Below are 21,370 nucleotides of genomic sequence, written 5' to 3'. Positions count from 1 at the left end.
ATCACATAACGTTCCGCGCCCTGAACGCGCGTACCCGGTCGATTACAGTGCGGCGAGGAACCGTCAGCGAACCGCCGACCGGGGGAGGGCACGCCGTGGCCACGACAGCCGCAGCCGTGTGGGGCCGTGCCGAACAGCAGGACTTCCGGGCCCGCGTACGGGGCTGTCTGCTCGGCGGGGCGGTCGGCGACGCGCTCGGGGCGGGGGCCGAGGGCCTCACCCTCGCGGAGACCCGCGAGGCCCACGGACCTGACGGACTGACCGAGCCCGCGCCCGCGTTCGGCCGGCGCGGCGCCGTCACCGCCGCCACCCAGATGAGCCTGTTCACCGTCGACGGCCTCATCCGCGCGCAGGTCCGCCGCGACACCGGCGCCTGGCACCCGCCGACCGACGTCCACCGGGCCCACCTCCGCTGGGCCGCGACCCAGCGCGACTGGGGCCCCGACGAGCGCCGCAAGGACAACGGCTGGCTCGCCCGCGAGGAGTGGCTCTACGCCCGCCGCAACCCGCCCCGCGCCTGCCTCACCGGCTTCGGCGACGAACTCCTCGGCACCCTCGACAAGCCCAAGAACCCGCGGGCGGCCGACTCCGGCGCGCTCGTCCGCTCGGCCCCCTTCGGGCTCCTCGTCGGCTGGGAGCCGCAGCTCGTCTGCCAGCTCGCGGTGGAGTGCGCGGCGCAGTCGCACGGCGCCCCGGAGGCCACCCTCGCGGCGGGCGCCCTGGCCGTCACGGTGCACGGGCTCGCGCGCGGCGGCTCCGTCGAGGCGGCGGTGGCCCGGGCCGTGGAGCAGGTCGCGCAGCGCCCCGGCCACGAGCCGGTCACCGAGGCCCTGACCGGGGCCCTCGGAGCCGTACGGGAAGGGGTGCCGGACGCGGAGCGGGTGGCCGGTCTCGGGGCGGACGAGGACCGCGCCGAGGGGCAGCTGGCGGCGGCCGTCTACTGCGCCCTTGTCGGCGAGGACGTCCGGCACGGACTGCGGCTGGCCGTGAACCACGATGGGCCCTCGTCGGTCACGGGCGCGCTCACCGGCGCGCTGCTCGGCACCCTGCACGGCGAGACGGCCCTCCCGCCGGCCTGGCTGGCCGAACTGGAGGGCCGTGCGACGGTCCTCGAACTGGCCGACGACTTCTCGATGGAGATGACCCAGGGCGCCGCCCTGCACACCCCGACCGAGGCCTCCCCGGGCTGGCTGGCGCGCTACCCGAGGGGCTGAGGGGCGGCTGCCGCGACTGGCCAGGGGGTGACGTCGACCGGTGGCTACCCCAGGGGCTGATCGGCGGCACGTCCGGGCCCGCCCTGCGCGGGTACGGCGGCTGCGGCGCCGTCGCTCCCGTCCCCGTCCCCGTCCGGGTCCGTGCCGATCCGGTGCAGGAGCGCGTCCCGCTCCGGGGTGTCCTCCGGCCTGACGAAGCCGATGAGGACGTACAGGACGAGGGATGTGGCGAGCGGCGAGACGATCTGGATCTGGAGCTCGACGCCGTCGAGGCCGTAGTTGGTGAGCCAGAAGACGAAGAGCCCGGCCGCCCAGGAGACGAGGGCCGCCGTCGGTCCCGACTTCCGGAAGGTCTTCAGCAGACCCAGCATGAACGGGATGGCGATCGGGCCCATCAGCCCGGCCACCCACTTGATGACGACGGTGATGATGTCCTTGAAGGTGGGGGAGTTGACCTGGGTGGCGACCGCCATCGACAGGGCGAGGAAGGCGATCGTCGACCAGCGCGCGGCGATCAGCCCGGCACGCTGCGTCCAGCTGCGCGCGGCCTTGCTGAGGACGGGGGCGATGTCCCGGGTGAAGACGGCCGCGATGGCGTTGGCGTCGGAGGAGCACATGGCCATCGTGTGCGAGAAGAAGCCGACGACGACCAGGCCGAGCAGTCCGTGCGGGAGGAGCTGCTCGGTCATCAGGGCGTAGCTGTCGGAGGCGTCGGGCTTCTTCGGGTCGACGAGCAGCGGCGCGACCCACATGGGGAAGAAGAGGACGAGCGGCCAGACGAACCACAGGACGGCGGAGAGCCGGCCGGAGCGCGTGGCCTCACGGGCGTTGGGGGTGGCCATGTAGCGCTGGGCCTGGTTCCACATGCCGCCGCTGTACTCGAAGGTCTTGATGAAGAGGTACGCGAGGAGGAAGGTCAGCGTGTACGGGCCGGCGGTGGGTGCCGTGTGGCCCTGGAGCTCGGGGCGGTCCCAGACGTCCCAGAGCGCGCTGACGCCGCCGAGCTCGGCGAGGACCGCGACGAGCATGGCGATGCCGGCGAAGAGCTGGATGACGAACTGGCCGAGTTCGGTGAGCGCGTCGGCCCAGAGGCCGCCGACGGTGCAGTAGACGCCGGTGATGACGCCGGTGATGAGGATGCCCTGGTTGAGGGAGACGCCGGTGAAGACGGAGAGGAGGGTGGCGATGGCGGCCCACTTGGCGCCGACGTCGACGATCTTCAGCAGGACGCCCGACCAGGCGAGTGCCTGCTGGGTGGGGAGGTTGTACCGGTTCTTCAGGTACTCCAGCGGGGAGGCGACGTGGAGCCGGGAGCGGAGCCGGTTGAGGCGGGGCGCGAAGAGGTGGGCGCCGATCGCGATGCCGATGGCGATGGGGAAGGACCAGGTGACGTACGAGGTGACGCCGTAGGTGTACGCGATGCCCGCGTACCCGGTGAACATCACAGCGCTGTAGCCCGACATGTGGTGCGAGATGCCGGAGAGCCACCAGGGCATCTTCCCGCCGGCGGTGAAGAAGTCGGAGACGTTGTCCACGCGCTTGTGGGACCAGACGCCGATCGCGACCATCACGCCGAAGTAGCCGATGAGCACGGCCCAGTCGAGACTGTTCATTGAGCCCCCTCCAAGGGGTCCGGTCCGCCTTGTGAACGCCGTTCATGGTGTGGCGAGTTGCGAGGCGGGGACAATGCAATGGAGGGTCAAGGGACAGTAAAATCGTTCTGTTTACTGACTCCTGTTCACATCTATGAATTTGCGGAGAGGGCTCCTGAGGCGCTCCGGTGGGGCTCCGTTGGGGCTCCGGTGGGGCTCCGAAGGAGCCGTCGGTCGGCGTCAGCGCATCAGCTCCCCGGCGTTGACCAGCAACGACTGGCCCGTGACGGCCCGCGCCCGGTCCGAGGCGAGGAAGGCCGCGGCCTCCGCCACGTCCCCGTCCGTCGCCAGCTCCGGCAGCGCCATCCGCTCGGTGAGCCGGGCCAGGACCTCCGCCTCCGGCACCCCCTCGGAGTCCGCGGCGAACCGCACGTACGCCTGCACCGGCGGCCCCCACATCCACCCCGGCAGCACGGTGTTGACCCGGATCCGGTGCGGCCCGAGCTCGTGCGCGAGCGAGTACATCGCCGAGGTCAGCGCCCCCTTCGAGGCCGCGTACGCCGCCTGCCGCACCTGCGAGGGGGCGGCGATCGCCGACTGCGTACCGATCAGGACCACCGAGCCGCCGCGCTCCTTGAGCGCCGGCAGGCAGGCGCGGGTCATCCGCAGCGTGCCCAGCAGGTTGACGTCCAGTACGGCCTGCCAGGTCGCGAAGTCGGCGTCCTCGAGACCGCCGAAGTAGGAGTCCCAGGCGGCGACATGGACGACCGCGTCGACCCGGCCGAAGCGCTCGACGGCGAGCGCGGCGAGCGCCTCGCACTGCGCCTCGTCGGTGATGTCCGTGGCCCGGTACGCCGTACGGCCGCCCTCCGGGTCGATCTCGGCGGCGGACTTGGCGAGGTTCGCCTCCGTGCGCGCGCCGAGGACCGCGTTGCCGCCGTCCCGCACCACCGTCTCGGCGATCCGATGGCCGAGCCCGGCCCCGACCCCCGACACGACGACCGTCTTCCCCTGGAGCAGCATCCGGACCCTCCTCGACCCTGGCGAAGTATCTGACGGTCCGTCAGGGTAGGTCTCCGTCACCGACTTGGGAAGGGATACGCGAGTGAGCGAGACGAGCGAGGGGAACGGCACCACCACGGGCGCGACGAGCGCGACGTACGCGGAACTGGCATCCGTCGGCCCGTACGGCGTGCGCCCCGGCCACGCCCTGATCACCATGGTCGAACCGCACCCGGGCCACGAGTACGCGTACAACCGCTGGTACGAGGACGACCACTACATCGCCGGCGCCATGGCCATGCCCTGGATGTACGCGGGCCGCCGCTGGGTCGCCACCCGCGAGCTCCAGGAGCTGCGCCGCCCGGAGAAGTCCGCCGTCGCCCAGCCCGTCACCGCGGGCTGCTACCTCTCCACGTACTGGATCACCGAGGGCCGCTACGACGAGCACATGAAGTGGACCGTCGCCATCAACAAGCGGCTCAACACCGACGCCCGCGTCCACCAGGACCGCACGCACGTCTTCACGGCCTTCCAGGACCACGAGGCGACCGTGTACCGCGACGGGGCGGGCGGCCCGCGCGACTTCCACGCCCTCGACCACCCCTACGCGGGCCTGATCCTCCAGGTCGTCGACACCGAGGGCCCCGAGGCGCGGTCCGCGCTCCTCGACCGGCTCCGCACCCGGGAGCTGCCCCGGCGGCTCGCCGGCTCACCGGCGGCGATGGTGACGGTCTTCCGTCCGACCCCGCTGCCCGGCGACCGGATGACGTACGTGAAGCAGGTCGAGGGCGTCGACACCCGCCTGACCCTGCTGTGGTTCCTGGAGCGGGACCCGAGGGAGTGCTGGGCGGAGCACTTCGCGGACCTGGAGACCCTCGGGGGAGCCGGAGGCCGCGTGGAGCTCGTAGCACCGTTCATCCCGACGGTGCCGGGCACGGACCGGTACGTGGACGAGCTGCGGTCAACTTGACCCGGCCCTGAAGGGCCGGGCTTGGAGGTAGCGTCCAACTGGCTGCTGGGTTGGCTCCTCCGTCCAGACACCCCTATGGGGTGGCAGGGGCGCGTGACTCACGCCCCGCAGCCCACACCGTCTCGCCCTTGTGGCCGATGTTGTGGGACGCGTTGTCGTCCGCGTGCATGAGGGCCCCGCAGGACCGGCAGGCGAACGTCGCTTGTGACTGGCGGTTGCGCCGGTCGATGTAACCGCACCCGGAGCATTGCTGACTGGTGTACGCCGGATCGACGTACACCAGCGGGACGCCGGCCCGCTTCGCCTTGTACTCCACGAAGGAGGCGAGCTGGTGGAAGCTCCACGAGTGCACAGAGGTCCGCTGGTCCTTACGGAGCCGTACCCGGCTTCGGATGCCCGTGAGGTCTTCCAGGGCGAGACCGGAGCCGGTGCGTTCAGCGGTGGTGACGATGGCCTTGGAGACAATGTGGTTGACGTTGGCGGTGTGTCGGGCCTCCTTGCGGAAGCGCTTCTTGAGAAGGCGCTTCGCGGACTTGGTGCCCTTGGCCTGGAGCTTCTTCCGTAGTTCGAGCTGTCGCTTCCGGTGCCGGTTCAGGCCCCGCCCGGCAGCCCGGTAGCCGGTGGAGGTGGTGGCGATGTTGACGATCCCGAGGTCGACACCGATGAACCTGCCGGGCTCGTACTGCTCGGCCTCGGGGACATCGCAGACGGCGATCAGGTAGAACACGCCGTCGCGTTCGATCAGGTCGGACTCGCCCCTGCGATGCTCGCGGAGCATCGTGAGGGCGTCCGGGGAGCATGCGAAGGGGACGCTTCTGAGCCGACCGGCCGTCGTCCAGATCGACACCGTTCCGGCTTCGTACTGCCAGGACAAGCACCGGTCGTCATACGGCTGCGCGGCCTCGGGTCGGAACGCGACCGGCTTCGACTCCGCCTTGACCCTACGTTTCGACCCCGGTTCGCCCAGGTTCCCGGCGCGAATGTTCGCCGCGAGCGCGGTGTAGGCGTCACGCGTCTTCTTGATGACGTGCTGGGCAGCCTGCGCCCCCAGTCCGCGCGCCTTCAGCTCCGCGTAGGTGTGCTTGCGCAGCTCGTACTCACGCGGGACACCGCGCTCGAACGCCACACTGGATACCCAGCACGCGGCATCGTTGACCGTACGCAGGGTCGCGAGAAGCGCGGCGGCCTGGTCGGCCTCCGGCATCAGTTTGACCCGCCTCACGATCTTCACATCCGTGATCGTATCATTACGCTATGTCACCATGCCGAAGGTCGACCCCAAATACCCGCAGGGGTCGTACGGTCGTCTACACCCTCCACGCTCACTTGGTCTTCACGCCCAAATACCAGCGTGGGCCATTCACGGATGAGATCCTGCGCCGCAGCGAGGAGGTCATGCGCGCATTCCCCGCCCACATCCGCACGTACCTATGGGGCGCACGCGTCTGGTCGCCGTCGTACTTCGCGGCCTGAACACCTGCGCTGGACGCCCACGCGGGGGAAAGGCCGAGCCCCTGAACGAGCCCCTGGCCAAGCCGCTCCGCACCCGGGTCAGTGGGGGAGCTTCCCCTGACAGCCTCAAGGGCCCCACATATGGTGGATGTTCGGCCGGAACAACGGTCGCTGCATCGGCTGGTCATGGGGGCGTTGATGGAAGCACAGATGGTTGAGCTCGCGCGGGTCGCAGGCACCGCCGTGGTCACACTCATGGCCACGGACGCCTGGGAGCGGACGAGAGACGGGGTCGTGGCGCTGTGGCAGCGCGTCAGTCCTGCCCGAGCCGACGGCGTGGAAGGGGAACTCGAGGCGACCCGGGACGACCTGCTGGCGGCCAGGGAGGACGGGGACGACCTGACCGAGCAGGAGCTCCGAGAGGAATGGGTGGGCCGGCTACGGCGTCTCCTTCGCGAGCAGCCCGAGGTCGCCGACGAGTTGCGCCGGGTCCTCGGTGAACTGGATCCCCGGACACAGGAGACCGGTGCCGGGACCGTACAGCTGAGGGCCGAGGTGTCGGGCACCGGCCGTGTCTACCAGGCTGGCCGCGACCAGCACATCACCGAGCGGTGAACGGGTCCGAGCGGGACACCGAGCCCGCAGTGCGGGGCAGGGCGTCGGGCCAGGGCCGCGTCTACCAGGCCCAGGGCGATCAGCATGTGACCGAGCACCACCACCACTACCCCTCACCCGATGCTCGGTCCCTCTTCGATCCGTCCGTGGGGCGAACGATCGTCCAGATACCCCGGAGCAGACTCGGGTCGGCTCCGCCCGCACCGGACTCGGTGCGCATGCCGCTCGTAGGGCGGACCCCGGTGGTGCTGCGAGACCGCCGGGAGCTCACGAGGGGTCTCCTGACGGCGGCGGGAGAAGAGACCGGGGGAGTGCACGTCCTCCATGGGCTCGGCGGCTGTGGCAAGACAGCAGTGGCGCAGGCCGTTTTCAACGAGGTGACGCGCGGGGGCCGACGCATCGGTCTGTGGGTCAACGCCTCCGAACGCTCCACGCTTCGCGCGGGAATGTTGGCCGTCGCCGCCGACCGCGGTGCGGAAGCCGGCGAGCTGGCCGCGGCCCATGGGGGACAGCGCGCCGCGGCCGACCTCGTCTGGCACTACCTTCACTCCTCCTCGGAACCGTGGCTCCTCGTCCTCGACAACGCGGATGATCCCACCGCGCTAGGGGAAGGTAGTTGGCTGCGGCAGAGTCCGCAGGGCACGGTCATCGTCACCACACGGCAGGCCGGTTCCCCGGTGTGGCACGGAGCGGACCTTCATCACCTGGGAGTGCTGCCGGTCGAGGATGCCGCGCTGGTGCTGCGTGACCTCGCGCCGGAGGCGGGATCGACCGAGGAAGCGGAGACGGTGGCGCGCAGACTCGACTGCCTGCCTCTCGCGCTCACGCTGGCCGGGTCCTTCCTGTCACGACAACTCCTGGAGAGCTGGTCCATGAGCGACTACAGCCGCCACCTGGACGACAACCCGACGGAACTGATCGACCAGGGAGCGAGCCCGGGCAACGCCGAGAGAAACGCTCGGCAAATGGTGGGGCGAACCTGGGAAATCTCGCTGGCCGCACTTGCGGAGGAAGGCGTCCCCGAATGCGTGTCGCTTCTGAGGCTGTTGTCATGCTGGAGTTCCGACCCTGTGCCCCTGTCCTTGATCCGCCCTGATGCCGTGAACGCGGCACAACTGGGCTCTCTGCACCCACCGCTGACCGGGCTGCGCGTCGAGGCTGCCCTCCGGGGGCTTCTGGACCACTCACTCGTCTCACTCGTCAGCCTCGACGTCGGTGGTGAGGCAGTGCGGTGCGTCAAGACGCACGGCGTCGTCCTGGACAGCGTCGCCGCCACTGTCCCCACGGAGCAGCGGGCGCTGCTCACCACGGCCGCCGCGCGACTTCTCCAGGGTGCCGCCCCTGAAGCCGGCGCCCGGACGCAGGACGCTGACCCCGTGGGTCACCTGGTCCCCCACGCGGCAAGCCTGCTCGGACGAGTGGAGGGAGCCGGCAGTGCCGACCCCGCGGTGTCCCTCGCGACGCGCCTTGCCGCGCACCTTTTCGACGGCGGTGACTTCCGGGCCGCGTTGACCCTGGCGCAAGCCGCCGCGGAGACGGCCGGGCAGTGGCTGGGGCCTGTTGATCCAGCGACGCTCCGCGCGGAGCACCGCGCAGCCGTGTCCTTGTTCCGGCTCGGGAGCTTCGAGGAGTCGGAAGCGCTGCACCGCCGGGTACTCGGCGCCCGGGAAAGGCTGCTCGGACCGGAGCATGCGGAGACGTTGGAGAGCCGGCAGGACATTCACGAACCGCTCAGCCAGTTGCAGCGGATCGACGACTGCCTGGCAGCTCTGCGGGAGACGGCAGAGATCCGTGCGCGAGTCCTCGGTGAGCATCATCGGGACACCCTTCACGCGAGTGCCCTACTCATCGAATACCTCGCGGATTCCGACGCCGTCGAGGAGTTCGACCGCGTGGGGCCGCAGATCGTCGCTGCCTGCGAGGAACACCTGGGCAACGACTCCTTCACCACCGTCACGGCTCGCCACAACTACGCATACGGCCTCTATCGCTTCGGCCGCTCGGAGCAGGCGGAAGGCGAGGCCCGTCGAGCCCTGGAGGGCCGCGAGCTCGTTCACGGCCCCGACCACGCGCTCGCCCTCTCCGCGACTGTCCTGCTGAGCTGGATCCTCGGCAAGCTCGGACAGGTCGAGGAGTCCCTCTCCCTCGGACGCCGGGTCATCCTGGGGCAGGAACGGGCGCTCGGGCGGGAGCACCCGTACCTCCTCACGAACCGCGCCAGCCTGGCCGAGGCTTTGGCGGCGGCGGGTGAGGTGGCCGAGGCGCAGGCTCTGGCTCGGCAGAACCTGCCGTTGTGCGAGAAGGTGCTGGGACCGGGCGACCCGGTCACAGTCAGGACGCGCGGCCTCGTCGGCTAGGTCGTGTCCGGCGAGCAGAACCCAGGAAGGCACCCAGGGGGGACAGGACCCTGGACAGCAACCAGCCCCCTCGGCCGGGACGGCGATCCAGTCGAGAGGGCATTCCTGGGGGTGCGGTGTGTCGTGGGCGTCAGACGCCGGGGCGGTCGCGTTCGCTGACGATGAGGACGAACTCCGACCAGGTCTCGGCGGAGAAACCGAGACTTGAGCGGGCGATGTCCTTCGAGTCCCGAACGCGGACCAGGAGGTGCCCCTGAGTCTTGACCTCCACGCAGTCGCCATTGACGGCCGAGTATGAGGACTTGGTCCATTCCGTCAGCGCGTCGTGCCGAAACAGCATCGTGACTCCGATGGTTGTGCCAGTGGGGTGGGTGATGCGCGATCCAGCCGCTGCGGCAGCGGCTCTGCCATCGACGCTACGCCGCAACACCACCGGCGGTGAGACGCGTTCACCCATCCGGATGGCATATTCCATTGAAATCTTTGCGCTGAGGACCTGGCGGTGTATCGTGCGCGGATCATCGGAGCCGGTTAGGCCTCCTCGAGTTCCTTGGCCACGCGGAGGATGAACTCCCGGGATTGCTCGGCACTCAACGCCTTCGCCCTGAGGTGCTCGTACATGACTGCGTAGCTCTGGACGTCGTTGGCCTTCTCCAGATAGAGGTCGCTGGTGACGCCCTCCAGGTAGACGACGCTGGCATCCGTCGCCTCCTGGAACTCCAGGATGGCGAACTTTCCGTACATGCCAGGGTGGGCGCCGACGCCGTACGGCAGTACCTGGAGCGTGACATGCGGCTTCTCGCTCAACTGGGCAAGATGCCTCAGCTGATCGGCCATGGTCTGCGGACTGCCGACGACGCGGCGCAGCAGTGCCTCGTCGATGACGGCCCAGAACCGCAGCGGGCTCACCGGATCGGACAGGCGGTCCTGGCGCTTCAGACGGATCTGGATGCGCCTGTCGATCTCGTTTGGGGTGGCCTCCGGCCACATCCCCTCGATCACCGCCTGCGCGTACTCACGCGTCTGCAGGAGACCGGGAACGATGAGCGACTCGTACACGCGCAGCGACGCCGCGTCCGTCTCCAGGCCGATGTAGACGCTGTACGGGATGTCGCCGAAGGCGTGCCACCAGCCCTGCTGGCGCGAGTCCTTCGCCATCTGCATGAGCGAGTCGACCATGCGCTCGTCCTCGACCTCGTACACCCCGCAGAGGTCGCGCACATCGCGCTGGCTGATGGAACGACGGCCGTTCTCCAGACGGCTGATCTTGGACTGGGAGACGAGAAGGCGCTCGGCGACCTGCTCGGCCGTCATGTTCTTCGCTTCTCGGAGCTTGCGCAGCTCCTGGCCCAATCGGCGTCGCCTGACGGTGGGGTTGACGTTGGACGCCACGGAAACTGCACCTCCGGCTGCTGTCTGCCTGCGTAGCTGTGAGTATCTACTGCTTGGCAGACTGCCACCAAAGGCCAGGTACGCGCTGGGAAACCGGCACAACGCACATGTGCGGGGCGGCTGTCACGGCCGCCCCGCACACCTGTGCGGCTCCCGGGATGGTTCCTTCGTGGTCCTCGCGCGTCGGTTCAGTGAGCCGCCGCGCGGGCCATGCTGCCGCGTGGCTGCGCCGGTACGCCCGCGGCGGGCGCACGGCGCGGCTGTGCCGCCGCACCGTTCTGGACGTCCATCACGGCGTGTGCCACGAGGCCGCCCATCGGGTCGTGCCGGATCAGGTCGCGCAGCCGGGACCGCGACGACCGTCCTTCGTTTCCGGGGTACAGGTGCTTCCCGAGACCGACCGCGTGGGCCAGTGCGGCAAGCGCCGCGGTCCGCGGGTCCGGCGGTACGCCGGTGCGGATCGCATTGTCCAGCCGGGAACGGATCTCCCTGCTGATCGCCGTGTCCGTCGCCTGGTAGCGAGTCGTCGGCAACACCCCGCACATCTGGGTCTCCACGGCATGCACCATGCCGCATCGCTCCAGATGCGAGAGATACGTCTGACGGAGCCCCAGTCGGGGTCCGCCGATCCAGTGGACGGCCCGAACCGGGCTGCCACGCCTGCGCAGCAGCTCCAGTGCGGAGTCCAAGGTCGGATCTCCGGTCGGCCGTGGCATCACCACGGCGATACGATCCCCGTCTGGGGCTATCCGTCCTGCCAGAGCCAGCTCCACTAGCTGTGCTCCGGCCAGGCCGAGGTCGAGCGACTGCGGCTGCGCTGTGGTACCCGTCGTCGGGTCCAGAGCGAGCAGCAGAAGCTCCTCCGGAATAGTTCTGCGGCTCTTGCCCATCCATGCCTCCCCGCGTGGATGAATGACAGGGTGACCCCTCTCACATCCATCTGTCGAGAGTGCCTGGGCGCTTCATCCGGGAACCAACAGGTATGTCGTTCTCGTCTAGCACGGGAGCCACGGGACGGAAACGGCTCTCGGGAGGCCGGGGTCGAAGCCCCGGGACGAATCGGCGTCTTGATGCGGAGTCGCGTTGCGGTGGAGCTCTTTCGGGTGTGCTTCGATGCAGGTCGGTTTCGGACGACCCGTCGTAGTAGTGTGTTTTGCGTGAAGATCGTCACGCTGGTGAAGTTGTTGCCTGCGTCCGCGCATGACGCGGACGCGTTGGCGGCGACTCTGCGTGCCTGCAACCGGGCGGCGAACCATGCTTCCGAGGTGGCGTTCGCGAAGGGCCTCAAGCGGCGGAACGTGTTGCAGGAGGAGGTGTACTTCGCCCTCAAGGCGGAGTACGACCTCGGAGCCCAACCCGCCGTGCGGGTCGTGAAGAAGGTCTGCGACGCCTACGCCACCCTGAAGAGCAACATCAAGGCCGGGAACCTCGGCCGGGAGGGCTCGAAGCGCCGCCTGCGGGCGGAGTCGAAGCCGATCGTCTTCCGTGAGGACGCGGCGCAGCCGTTCGACGACCGCATCCTGACGTGGAACCTCGACGCCCGTACGGTGTCGATCTGGACCGTGGCCGGGCGGATCAAGCACATCCCGTTCGTCTGCTCCGAGCAGGCCATGCGGCTCCTGGCCTCGCGCAGGGGGGAGTCGGACCTGGTGATGCGGGACGGCGTGTTCTTCCTGGCCGCCACTGTCGACGTGCCCGAGCCCGAGGTGTTCGATCCGGACGGTTTCCTCGGCGTGGACCTGGGCATCGTGAACATCGCCACCACGTCGGACGGCGAGATCATGGCCGGCCGCAGGCTCAACCGGTATCGCGAGCGACACCGCGATCTGCGGCGCAAGTTGCAGAAGAAGCGGACCAAGTCCGCCAAGCGGGTCCTGAAGCGTGTCCGTCGCCGGGAGGCGCGGCACGCCGCGAACACCAACCACATCATCGCCAAACAGCTCGTCGCCACCGCTGAACGCACCTCGCGCGGGATCGCCCTGGAAGACCTCTCGGGCATCCGGCAGAGGGTTACGGCCAAGAAGGACCAGCGGGCACGACTGCACTCCTGGGCGTTCGCCCAGCTCGGCGGTTTCGTCGAGTACAAGGCACGCAGGGTGGGGGTGCCCGTGGTCTTCGTGGACCCGCGCAACACCTCCCGGCAGTGCTCGGAGTGCTGGCACACCCACCGCACGAACAGGGTGACTCAAGCACGGTTCGTCTGCCGGTCCTGCGGGACCGTCATGCACGCGGACCATAACGGCTCCCGCAACATCGCCCACCGAGGCGAAGCCGCGTGGAAGCGGGGCGCGGTCAACCGCCCCAGAACCAGCACACGCTGATTCCGGACGCAGGGGAACCACGCGACAGCCAGTCGCGCTCCACTTGCCATCGCGGCCTTTCGCGGATCGAGTGACAAACTCGGTCCCTCAAGGCCGAGAAGTTGACACAGGACACTGGTAGACGGTTCGGATGTACGCATGACGGCGCATGAAGGAGGCACGGTGGCGGGCGAGTCCCCCGACAAGGCGGAGCAGCAGGGGTCGCCGGAGGAGACGGCGGCCTCGGGCGGCGGCAGCCGGGATCCTCGGCTTTCCGCACTCCGTGAGTCAGAGTCCGCTTCGTCGTCGCAGGCATTGCAGCCGTCGCAGTCGTCGGTTCAGGTGGATCAGCCGACGGCCGTGTTCAAGACGCTGGCTCCCCGGACGTCGGAGGACGACGCACCGAAGCCGGCGGCGGCCCCGAAGCCGGACGCGTCCCCGTCCGCGGACGAGCCCGGGAGCGAGCGACTGAAGGCGGCTGTGGCGGCGTGGGTCGCCTCGGCGGACGACGACTCCGAGCGCGAGTCCGGGTCCGAGAGCGCCCCTGAGCCCGAGGATGCGGTCGAGGCCGAGGCCGGGGCCCGGTCGGAATCGGAGTCGGAGCCGGAGGGCGGCGAGTCCGACGCACCGGCCGACGAGAACGCGGCCGAGGAGTCCACCGGCGACGAGGAGTCCACCGACGAGGCCGCCGAGCAGCCCGTCGACGAGCTCGTCGAGGACAAGGCGCAGGCCGCGTCCTGGTTCGCGGCGCGCAAGCCGAGCGAGGCCGAGAAGCCCGCGGCCGCCGACGAGCCGGCCTCTGACGAGTCGGTCGACAGCGAACCGGTCGACAGCGAACCGGCCGACAGTGAACCGGTCGCCGACGCGCCGGTCGATCAGCCGACCGCCATGTTCAAGATCGTCCGTCCGCCTGTGGCACCCGCCGTGGACCAGCCGACGACCGCGCTGAAGCTCCCGGCCGATCTGCTCGCGGAGTCCGACAGCGAGCGCACGAGCACGTTCGTGCCGCTGCGCGCGGACATCCCCGCCGAGCGGAAGGCCGAGGAGTCCCGGAAGGCCGAGGAGACCCGCAAGGCCCAGGAGGCCCCCAAGGCGCAGGGAACCCCCAAGGTGCCCGCGCCCGGCCCCGGGGCCGCGAGCGGGGCTCCCAAGGCCTTCGGGTCCGCGCCCGCCGCCCCCGTACCGCCGGCGTCCCTCGTCGAGGCCGAGCGGACCCGGCAGCAGCCGCTTCCGCCGCTGCCTCCGCTGGACCTGCTCGCGGAGCTGACGAACACCCCGCCGCCGAAGCCGAACGCCCTGCGGACGACGGCGCGCCGGGTGCGGATCTGGACCCCGCTGGTCGTGCTCCTGCTGATCGTCTTTGCGATCGTGCAGATGGTCAGGCCGCTGCCCGCGCCCGTCCTGACGCTCTCCGCCGCGCCGACGTTCACCTTCGACGGCGGCGAGCTGAAGCTGCCGTGGCCCACCGAGGGCCAGGGCGCCGTCGAGGTCGAGGGCGTCGGCTCCATGGGGCTCTACGGCCCGCAGAAGCCGGCCCCGATCGCGAGCGTCACGAAGACGATGACGGCGTACGTCATCCTCCGCGACCACCCGCTCAAGGGGAGCCAGAAGGGCCCCGAGATCGAGATCGACAAGAAGGCCGCCGAGCAGGGCAAGGCCGCGCACGAGTCGACGGCGGCGGTCCAGGAGGGCCAGACCTACACGGAGAAGGAGCTCCTGGAGCTCCTCATGATCCCGTCCGCGAACAACGTGGCCCGGCTGCTCGCCCGCTGGGACGCCGGCTCGGAGGCCGCGTTCGTCGAGAAGATGAACGCCGCCGCGAAGGAACTGGGCATGACCCAGTCCACGTACACCGACCCGTCCGGTCTGCTCGACAGCACCATGTCGACCCCGCAGGACCAGCTGAAGCTGGCGAAGGCGGTCATGCAGTACGACGTGTTCCGCGAGATCGTGAACATGCCGAACGTCACGGTCGACGGCATCCCCGGCCGGATCGAGAACAACAACAACATCCTGCTCGAGCCGGGTGTGAGCGGCATCAAGACCGGTTCCTCCACCCCGGCGGGCGGCAATCTGCTCTGGTCGGCGAACACCGTCGTGGACGGCAAGAATCGCCGCATCCTCGGCATCGTCATGGGGGCGAAGGACGCCAAGCAGCTCAACGACAAGCTCCAGCTCGCCATCGACAACAGCCTGAAGATCATCCAGCAGGCCCAGAAGGACGTCACCTCGGCCGCCGTGGTCCGCAAGAACCAGGTGCTCGGATACATCGACGACGGGCTCGGCGGCCGGACGCCGGTCGTGGCCACCAAGGAGCTCAAGGCCATCGGCTGGCCGGGCCTCCGGGTGAAGCTGGAGCTCACGGACGGCGGCAAGGCCGTCCCGCGCTCGGGCAAGGCGGGCGACGTCGTCGGCCAGGTGTCCATCGGTACGGGAGTGGGCAGGGTCAGCGCCCCGGTCGCCCTCCAGACGGACCTCGTGGAGCCCGGCTTCGACAAGAAACTGACGCGCGTGGGCTGAGCCGCCACCCGCTCGGCCGGGCACCCCGGACCTCCGGGGCGCCCGGCTGTTAGCGTTTCCGGGGGGACGAGAAGCACGCGTGACCCACGCGAGAAGCGAGACGGGCAGCACGGGAGAGGGCAGCAGTGACCACCGCTGAGCCGACGCGCGCGGGCCGCGCCGATCGCACGGACCGCGCGGGCCGAGCCGACCACGCCGACGGCGAGGACCACACCGATGAAGCCGACCGAGAAGCGCGCCGCGCAGTCGACCCCGCCGATTCCGCCCGTGAATCGGCGGCGCCCTCTTCCCTTTCGCGAATAGTGTTCCCCTCCCAGCGGCCCGCCCCGGAGCCCCGCACGGCCACGGCCCCGGCCGCGCCCCGACCCGCGGCGCCGTCCGTCCCGCCCTGGCGGCGGAAGCGCCGCTACACGGTCATGGCCGCCACCGCGGTCGCGGCCGTCACCCACATCCTCTGGTTCTACTTCTTCGCGAACAGCGGCGGGGACCTGGCGGCCCAGGACGCCTGGGCCGAGTTCGTCGGACGGCACCCCGACTCCGCGTACAACCTCGCCTGGTACGGCGGGATGCACCCGGTCTCGTACAGCGTCGTCTCGCCGTACCTGATGTCCCTGCTCGGCGTCCGCAGCACGATGATGGTCGCCGGGACGCTGTCGGCCGCGCTGACCGCGCTGATCCTGGTGCGCGTGCCCGCGGTCCGCAATCCGATGGCCTGCTCGCTCGCGGGCGTCTTCGCCTTCCTCTGCAACGCGCTTTCGGGGCGGGTCACCTTCGGCCTCGGCATGATGTTCGCGCTCGGCGCGGTCGCCGCCGTCTTCTGCTGGCCGCACCGCTGGCGCCGTAAGCGGTGGGCGAAGGCCGCGGTCGCCGCCCCGCTGGCCGGTCTCGCGACCGCGTGCAGCCCGGTCGCCGGACTGTTCCTGGGGGTCGCGGCGGCGGCGCTGTTCCTCAACAAGCGGCGCCCGGGCGCGTACGCCCTCGGCCTCGCCCCGGTCGCGGTGGTCGCACTCTCCTCCTGGCTCTTCCCCTTCTCCGGTACGCAGCCGATGGCGTTCGGCTCGACGGCGCTCCCCCTCCTCTTCGGCGTCCTGGTCTTCTTCCTGGTCCCGGGGGACTGGCGCACGGTCCGCACGGCGGCGGCGGTCTACACGGTCGGCACGCTCCTGACCTGGCTGATCGACTCGCAGATCGGCTCGAACATCTCGCGGCTGCCGATGCTCTTCGCGGGCGTCGTGCTGCTCGCGGCCCTGCCGTACACGGCGCCGCGCTCGCGCCGCTGGTACGCGCTGCTGCTCGCCTTCGCCGGACTGAACTTCTGGATCGGCTTCAAGGGTGTCGACGACGTCATCCGCACCGCCCCGGACGCCTCCTGGGCGCGCGAGCTCGCCCCGCTGGTCAACCAGCTCCAGGTGCGGGACGCGGGCAAGGCGCGTGTCGAGGTCGTGCCGGCGTCCAGCCACCGCGAGTCGTCCGCGCTCAGCCCGTACATCAACCTGGCGAGGGGCTGGAACCGGCAGGCCGACATGGAGCGCAACCCGCTCTTCTACGACGACACGCTCAACGCCGTGAACTACCAGGACTGGCTCGACCGCTGGGCCGTCCACTACGTCGTCCTGCCGACGGGCGCCCCCGACTCGGGCGCCGAACAGGAGGCGGAGCTGGTCGAGGCCGGCCTGCCGTACCTGGAGCAGGTCTGGTCGGACGAGAACTGGCGGCTGTACGAGGTCGAGAACCCGACTCCGCTCGCGGACGCGCCCGCGGAGGTGCTGAGCGCGGAGGAGAACGAGGTCGTGATCCGCGTCGGGAGCCCCGGCCGGGTCCAGATCCGCGTCCCGTACTCGCCGTGGCTCGCGCTGATGGACGAGAACGGCGGCAAGATCGAGGCGCCGCAGGAGACGGAGGCCTCGAAGCTGGCCCGCGAGGAGTCGGAGACGGAGCTCCCGAAGGTCTTCGCCAACGAGGAGGGCTGCCTCTTCAAGGCGGAGGCGGACACGGAGGGCGACGAGTGGACCGAACTGGTCGCCCCGAAGGCGGGCGTCTACCGCCTGGCCGCCCCGTACAAGCTGTCCCGCGGCACCCCCTGCCCGGAGGAACTCCGCTAGAAGGCTGGTGCCCGAGCGCTGCCACCGCTCCACTCGGACGAGCAATGTCCTCGCCCATGCAAACGGCCCCGGACGTAACGTCCGAGGCCGAGCGGAACCTGTCTCCAGGCCCCGGAGTGGAGCGGTAACGCATTGTGCCCCCGGCAGGATTCGAACCTGCGACACCCGCTTTAGGAGAGCGGTGCTCTATCCCCTGAGCTACGAAGGCGGGGGTTGTCGAAAACCGTGCCGGAAACCCCAGTGGGGGATGCCGGGCGGAGTGAGACAAACACCCTGGTCAAGCTCTCCTGAGGCGGTGCCGGGATGGGGTCCGGAGGGACACTTTCCCGGGCAGGTGCCCAGAAGGTCGACTGACCGCTGACAGCCTAGCGGATAGGGGTTACGGAGGTCGCCCCCGTTGCCACTTAGAGACGCCGCGCGTTCGCGCGATGCCTTCTGACCTGGGAAGTTTTGGTGGGGTGCGTGGTGGCCGGGGGCGGTGTGATCAAGGTGTCGGCAGTGCGCGGGTGAAGTCGGATGTCCGTTCTGGCACCTGGCGTCCGTGTAGCTGCGGGCGCGGCACCGGTGCGGCTTCTTCGGACAGTCCGTGCAGGGATCCAGCCATGTTCACGGATGTGCGTACGCGCCGCCCTCGCCTCGCGAAACTACTCAGGGCATTTGACTGGCTACTTTCCCCAGGGGTGGAGGGCGCTTCGGTGCGCAGGGACGACATCGTGACGATCCTGATCGACACGAAGAACGAGATGAAGGCGTCGATCGCCGGCCTCGACGGCCGCGTGAGCGAACTGGACCGGGAACTTCGGGGGGCGTTGGCCGGTGAGATCGGAGAGCTGCGGGACAACAGCCTTGCGGATCTGAAGGCCTCCCAGCAGGAGACGCGAGCCAGCGCTTACAACGCGGGCAAGCGCGCGAGCGAGGCCGTCAACGCGGTGACCGACCTGCGCCGGGACGTCGACCGGTTGCACGGCGCGCTCGAAGGGTTGCAACGAGATGTGGGAGAGGTGCTGACACTGCTGTACGGCCAGGTGCCACGTGAGGTGAGTTCCGGTGCTGGCGAGGGCCTTGGGGGCGAGTCGGAGTCGCCGTCCGGACACCAGCAGGCGTCGGAGGGGGAGCTGGCCCCGGCGGCGGACGACGCTCCCGCTGACGCCGAAGTGCCTAGGAGCGCGGAGTCTGACGAGCGGCCGCAGTATGAGGTGTCAGCCGCGGCGGCCGAGGGGGAGCCGGAGACGGAAGCTTCTGCCGCGCAAGGGGTGGGCTCCCCGGAGGAGCAGGAAGAGGTGGGGCGTCGCTCGTTGTGGGAGTCCGGCGAGGCGGCCACGAGCGAGCCGACGAAGGAGCCGTATCCCTTCAGCTCGGCGGGCCGGATCTGGGCGATCATGAGGGCCGGCAGCGTCGCGTCGGCGACATTGGTCTGCCACCGGGACACCTGGGAGTTCGTGGCCGCTCAGGTCGGTAGTCACCCGCACTTCCGGACACCGGCTCTGGAGGAGCGTGAGGGCGGCCTGGTGGCCGCGGTGGTTTCGGGGCGGTCGCTGGTTGCTGTGCTCTTGTCGCTTCACCGTGTCGCGGAATCCCGCCTCCGGGGGGAGGGCGTCGATGAGCTGGTCTCCTATGCCGACTGGGCCATGGCCTCACAGGTTTACAACGCGGTGGCGCGGGTGCTGAGCCGGACGCTCTCCGTGGAGGGAGACCCGGTCGTGGTGACGATCGACAATCGGGTACCTGTCCCTCGGTGAGCGTGTGTCACTCCACGAAGAGGTGAATCGGCAGGGGTGGTAGCGGTCTTCCGGCCGCTACCACGCCCTGTGTACCACCGGGAAGGAGCGCGATGGCCCGGTGGCCCGGTCGTGATCACGCACTGCGTCGGCGCTCCATGACGGCGTTGGCGCGGCGGCCCTCTAGGAACACCTGGTGACTGGTGACGTTCTGGGAGAGCGCGAAGCCGAGGACGAAGACCTTCTGGCGCTCGACTCCGTACGCGATCATCCGGCAGTTCCACAGGCTGAGGTCGAACTGGCTGTGGACGGACCCGGAGTCGCTTCGGTACGGGTAGACCAGTTGGTGGGAGAGGGTCTGCTGGAGGTACTCGGCGCGGTGGAAGCCGCGTTCGTGGTGCTGGGGATTCGCCGACCGGTCTCGGCGTCGCGCAGGGCGCTGTCCTCGGCCGTGGTGGTGATGCCGACGGGGATGCGGTAGTCGTGGTCCCCGTGCCGGCAGGGGATCTTCAGCAGGTGGTACCAGCGGCTTGCCTCGCCCTCGTACTCGCCACCCGCCACGTGTGCGAACGTCAGGATGACGCGGGTCCAGTAGCCGTCTCCGCGCCCGGATCCGAAGAACCACTTCGTGCCGCGTACCGGCCGCTTCGCCTTCTCTCCGTTCTCGTAGTCGTCGCGGGCGGCGGGGTCGACCCGGTGGTTGCGCATCTCGCCCGTGACGGGGTCGACCGTTTCCTGCGCGGAACCCGCGGCCACATCCCCACCGCGGGGACCCAGGCCCTTGGCCCGCGCCGTCATCGACGCCTCCGGCACGTGGTCCATCCCCAGCCCCGCCGGCGGTGACGGCCTCCCCGCCCTCGGCGAGCGCGCGGCCGCCGCCCGGATCTCCTACCGCGTCCCCGACCTGAAGGACCTGGCCACCCGCGCCCGGTACGCCGGGAAGCGCACGGCCGTCATCGGCTCCGGCGCCTCCGCCTTCACCGCCCTCGCCCTGCTCTCCGGCCTGGCGAAGTCCGAAGGCGGCGCCGGTACGCACGCCACCTGGATCCTGCGCCGGGGTATCTCCGGCTCCACCTTCGGCGGCGGCACCGCCGACCAGCTCCCCGCCCGAGGCGCCCTCGGACTCGCCGCCAAGGCCGCCGTCGACGAAGGTCACGCCGACGCCGTCACCGGCTTCCGTACGGACACGATCGAGCGCGACGGCGACAAGCTCGTCCCGGTGGCGGAGGACGGCCGACGCCTCGACCCGGTCGACGAGGTCATCGTCCTGACCGGCTTCCGCCCCGACCTGTCCTTCCTCGGCGAACTCCGCCTCGGCCCGGACGAGCGCCTCCAGGCGCCGGTCGAACTCGCGCCCCTGATCGATCCGAACCAGCACTCCTGCGGCACCGTCTACCCGCACGGCGTGAACGAGCTGTCGCACCCCGAGGCGGGCCTCTACCTCGTCGGGATGAAGTCCTACGGCCGGGCGCCCACCTTCCTCGCTCTGACCGGCTACGAGCAGGTCCGCTCCGTCGTCGACGCCATCGCCGGCGACCGGGAGTCCGCCGAGCGCGTCGAGCTCGTCCTGCCGGAGACCGGGGTGTGTGGCTGAGCCGGACTCTTCGACCAGCCCCAGCAGGACGCGGCGGCCGACGGCGGTGGCTGCTGCGCACCCGCCCCGGCCCTGATCCAGCTCGGCGGCGCGGCCCCGGCACCTTCCTGCGGCTAGTGATCGATACGCACACCCGTGCGAACGGGGTCGCGGCCGGAACGACCGCCCGTGGTGTCGGACGGGGCATCCCGGGGGCGCCCCTGTGGGGGCCGGGCATCCGGTGAGCAGGGCTCGGGCTGACAGGCCTGTGGCGGATCCGGCTCCGGCGGACGCGGCTCGGGCGGACCCGCGTCGGCGGGAAGGCCTCTGGTGGGGCAGGCTCCGGCGGGAGGGCGCCGGGCGGACCCGCGTCGGCGGGAGGGCCTCTGGTGGGGCAGGCTCCGGCGGGAGGGCGCCGGGGGGACCCGCGTCGGCGGGAAGGCCTCTGGTGGGGCAGGCTCCGGCGGGCGCGGCTCGGGCGGACCCGCGTCGGCGGGAAGGCCTCTGGTGGGGCAGGCTCCGGCGGGAGGGCGCCGGGCGGACCCGCGTCGGCGGGAGGGCCT

At 70.2% G+C, this 21,370-nt stretch carries 16 protein-coding genes, 1 tRNA gene and 1 pseudogene; 9 read left to right on the top strand and 9 right to left on the bottom strand.

Annotated features, from left to right (window positions below; translation table 11 throughout):
• The first annotated feature begins 95 nt into the window (after nucleotides 1–95).
• Nucleotides 96–1,214, top strand: coding sequence for an ADP-ribosylglycohydrolase family protein (locus ACWFR1_RS12505; RefSeq protein ID WP_453549683.1), 1,119 nt, complete (start codon nucleotides 96–98; stop codon nucleotides 1,212–1,214).
• A gap of 44 nt (nucleotides 1,215–1,258) precedes the next feature.
• On the opposite strand, the gene ACWFR1_RS12500 is transcribed toward ACWFR1_RS12505, so the two are convergent.
• Together ACWFR1_RS12500 and ACWFR1_RS12495 are read right to left on the bottom strand one after the other, a co-directional pair.
• Nucleotides 1,259–2,827, bottom strand: a complete 1,569-nt coding sequence (locus ACWFR1_RS12500; protein WP_453549681.1) for a sodium:solute symporter family protein — start codon at nucleotides 2,825–2,827, stop codon at nucleotides 1,259–1,261.
• Nucleotides 2,828–3,046: 219 nt separating this feature from the next.
• The gene (locus tag ACWFR1_RS12495; protein WP_453549678.1) at nucleotides 3,047–3,829 is read right to left on the bottom strand and encodes an SDR family oxidoreductase; all 783 of its coding nucleotides are present in this window, start codon (nucleotides 3,827–3,829) and stop codon (nucleotides 3,047–3,049) included.
• 82 nt (nucleotides 3,830–3,911) lie between these two features.
• On the opposite strand from ACWFR1_RS12495, the gene ACWFR1_RS12490 reads away from it, so the two are divergent.
• Complete coding sequence (locus ACWFR1_RS12490) at nucleotides 3,912–4,778, top strand: hypothetical protein (RefSeq protein WP_453549677.1); 867 nt, start codon at nucleotides 3,912–3,914, stop codon at nucleotides 4,776–4,778.
• Between the two features lie 73 nt (nucleotides 4,779–4,851).
• Here ACWFR1_RS12490 and ACWFR1_RS12485 read toward each other — a convergent pair whose 3' ends face one another.
• A complete protein-coding gene (locus tag ACWFR1_RS12485) occupies nucleotides 4,852–6,009 on the bottom strand; it encodes an RNA-guided endonuclease InsQ/TnpB family protein (RefSeq protein ID WP_453549674.1) in 1,158 nt (385 codons plus the stop codon).
• 431 nt (nucleotides 6,010–6,440) lie between these two features.
• On the opposite strand from ACWFR1_RS12485, the gene ACWFR1_RS12480 reads away from it, so the two are divergent.
• Together ACWFR1_RS12480 and ACWFR1_RS12475 are read left to right on the top strand one after the other, a co-directional pair.
• Nucleotides 6,441–6,845 carry a hypothetical protein gene (locus tag ACWFR1_RS12480; RefSeq protein ID WP_453549672.1) on the top strand — a complete coding sequence of 135 codons (405 nt, stop codon included), beginning with the start codon at nucleotides 6,441–6,443 and terminating at the stop codon, nucleotides 6,843–6,845.
• 311 nt (nucleotides 6,846–7,156) lie between these two features.
• On the top strand, nucleotides 7,157–9,202 hold the full coding sequence (locus ACWFR1_RS12475) for a tetratricopeptide repeat protein (RefSeq protein ID WP_453549670.1): 2,046 nt from the start codon (nucleotides 7,157–7,159) through the stop codon (nucleotides 9,200–9,202).
• A 130-nt stretch (nucleotides 9,203–9,332) separates the two neighbouring features.
• On the opposite strand, the gene ACWFR1_RS12470 is transcribed toward ACWFR1_RS12475, so the two are convergent.
• The 3 genes from ACWFR1_RS12470 to ACWFR1_RS12460 form a co-directional block, all read right to left on the bottom strand.
• Nucleotides 9,333–9,542 (bottom strand): DUF397 domain-containing protein, encoded by a 210-nt coding sequence (locus tag ACWFR1_RS12470; protein WP_453549668.1) that lies wholly within the window; start codon nucleotides 9,540–9,542, stop codon nucleotides 9,333–9,335.
• Between the two features lie 191 nt (nucleotides 9,543–9,733).
• Nucleotides 9,734–10,594, bottom strand: coding sequence for a helix-turn-helix domain-containing protein (locus ACWFR1_RS12465; RefSeq protein WP_453549666.1), 861 nt, complete (start codon nucleotides 10,592–10,594; stop codon nucleotides 9,734–9,736).
• 188 nt (nucleotides 10,595–10,782) lie between these two features.
• Complete coding sequence (locus ACWFR1_RS12460; RefSeq protein ID WP_453549665.1) at nucleotides 10,783–11,484, bottom strand: GOLPH3/VPS74 family protein; 702 nt, start codon at nucleotides 11,482–11,484, stop codon at nucleotides 10,783–10,785.
• Between the two features lie 267 nt (nucleotides 11,485–11,751).
• On the opposite strand from ACWFR1_RS12460, the gene ACWFR1_RS12455 reads away from it, so the two are divergent.
• The 3 genes from ACWFR1_RS12455 (at nucleotide 11,752) to ACWFR1_RS12445 (ending at nucleotide 17,516) form a co-directional block, all read left to right on the top strand.
• Nucleotides 11,752–12,915 carry an RNA-guided endonuclease InsQ/TnpB family protein gene (locus ACWFR1_RS12455; protein ID WP_453549662.1) on the top strand — a complete coding sequence of 388 codons (1,164 nt, stop codon included), beginning with the start codon at nucleotides 11,752–11,754 and terminating at the stop codon, nucleotides 12,913–12,915.
• A gap of 138 nt (nucleotides 12,916–13,053) precedes the next feature.
• The gene (locus ACWFR1_RS12450; protein WP_453549660.1) at nucleotides 13,054–15,414 is read left to right on the top strand and encodes a serine hydrolase; all 2,361 of its coding nucleotides are present in this window, start codon (nucleotides 13,054–13,056) and stop codon (nucleotides 15,412–15,414) included.
• Nucleotides 15,415–15,830: 416 nt separating this feature from the next.
• Complete coding sequence (locus tag ACWFR1_RS12445; RefSeq protein WP_453549892.1) at nucleotides 15,831–17,516, top strand: MFS transporter; 1,686 nt, start codon at nucleotides 15,831–15,833, stop codon at nucleotides 17,514–17,516.
• Between the two features lie 135 nt (nucleotides 17,517–17,651).
• Here ACWFR1_RS12445 and ACWFR1_RS12440 read toward each other — a convergent pair.
• Nucleotides 17,652–17,724 (bottom strand) — tRNA-Arg (locus ACWFR1_RS12440).
• Nucleotides 17,725–18,229: 505 nt separating this feature from the next.
• On the opposite strand from ACWFR1_RS12440, the gene ACWFR1_RS12435 reads away from it, so the two are divergent.
• Entirely contained in the window at nucleotides 18,230–19,255 is a 1,026-nt protein-coding gene (locus ACWFR1_RS12435) for a hypothetical protein (RefSeq protein WP_453549657.1), read from the top strand.
• Between the two features lie 115 nt (nucleotides 19,256–19,370).
• Here ACWFR1_RS12435 and ACWFR1_RS12430 read toward each other — a convergent pair whose 3' ends face one another.
• Both ACWFR1_RS12430 and ACWFR1_RS12425 read right to left on the bottom strand, forming a co-directional pair.
• Nucleotides 19,371–19,505: a hypothetical protein gene (locus tag ACWFR1_RS12430; protein WP_453549654.1), complete on the bottom strand. Its 135-nt coding sequence runs from the start codon at nucleotides 19,503–19,505 to the stop codon at nucleotides 19,371–19,373.
• Complete coding sequence (locus tag ACWFR1_RS12425) at nucleotides 19,502–19,990, bottom strand: hypothetical protein (protein WP_453549651.1); 489 nt, start codon at nucleotides 19,988–19,990, stop codon at nucleotides 19,502–19,504. The genes ACWFR1_RS12430 and ACWFR1_RS12425 overlap by 4 nt, the downstream gene beginning before the upstream one ends.
• 10 nt (nucleotides 19,991–20,000) lie before the next feature.
• Here ACWFR1_RS12425 and ACWFR1_RS12420 point away from each other — a divergent pair.
• Nucleotides 20,001–20,945: pseudogene (locus ACWFR1_RS12420) on the top strand (flavoprotein); the annotation flags it as partial.
• Nucleotides 20,946–21,370 lie beyond the last annotated feature (425 nt).

It is taken from the genome of Streptomyces sp. NPDC055103 (genome assembly GCF_053607625.1).
The sequence above is the reverse complement of the archived record's forward strand: the minus strand, read 5'-3'. Positions and strand labels throughout refer to the sequence as shown.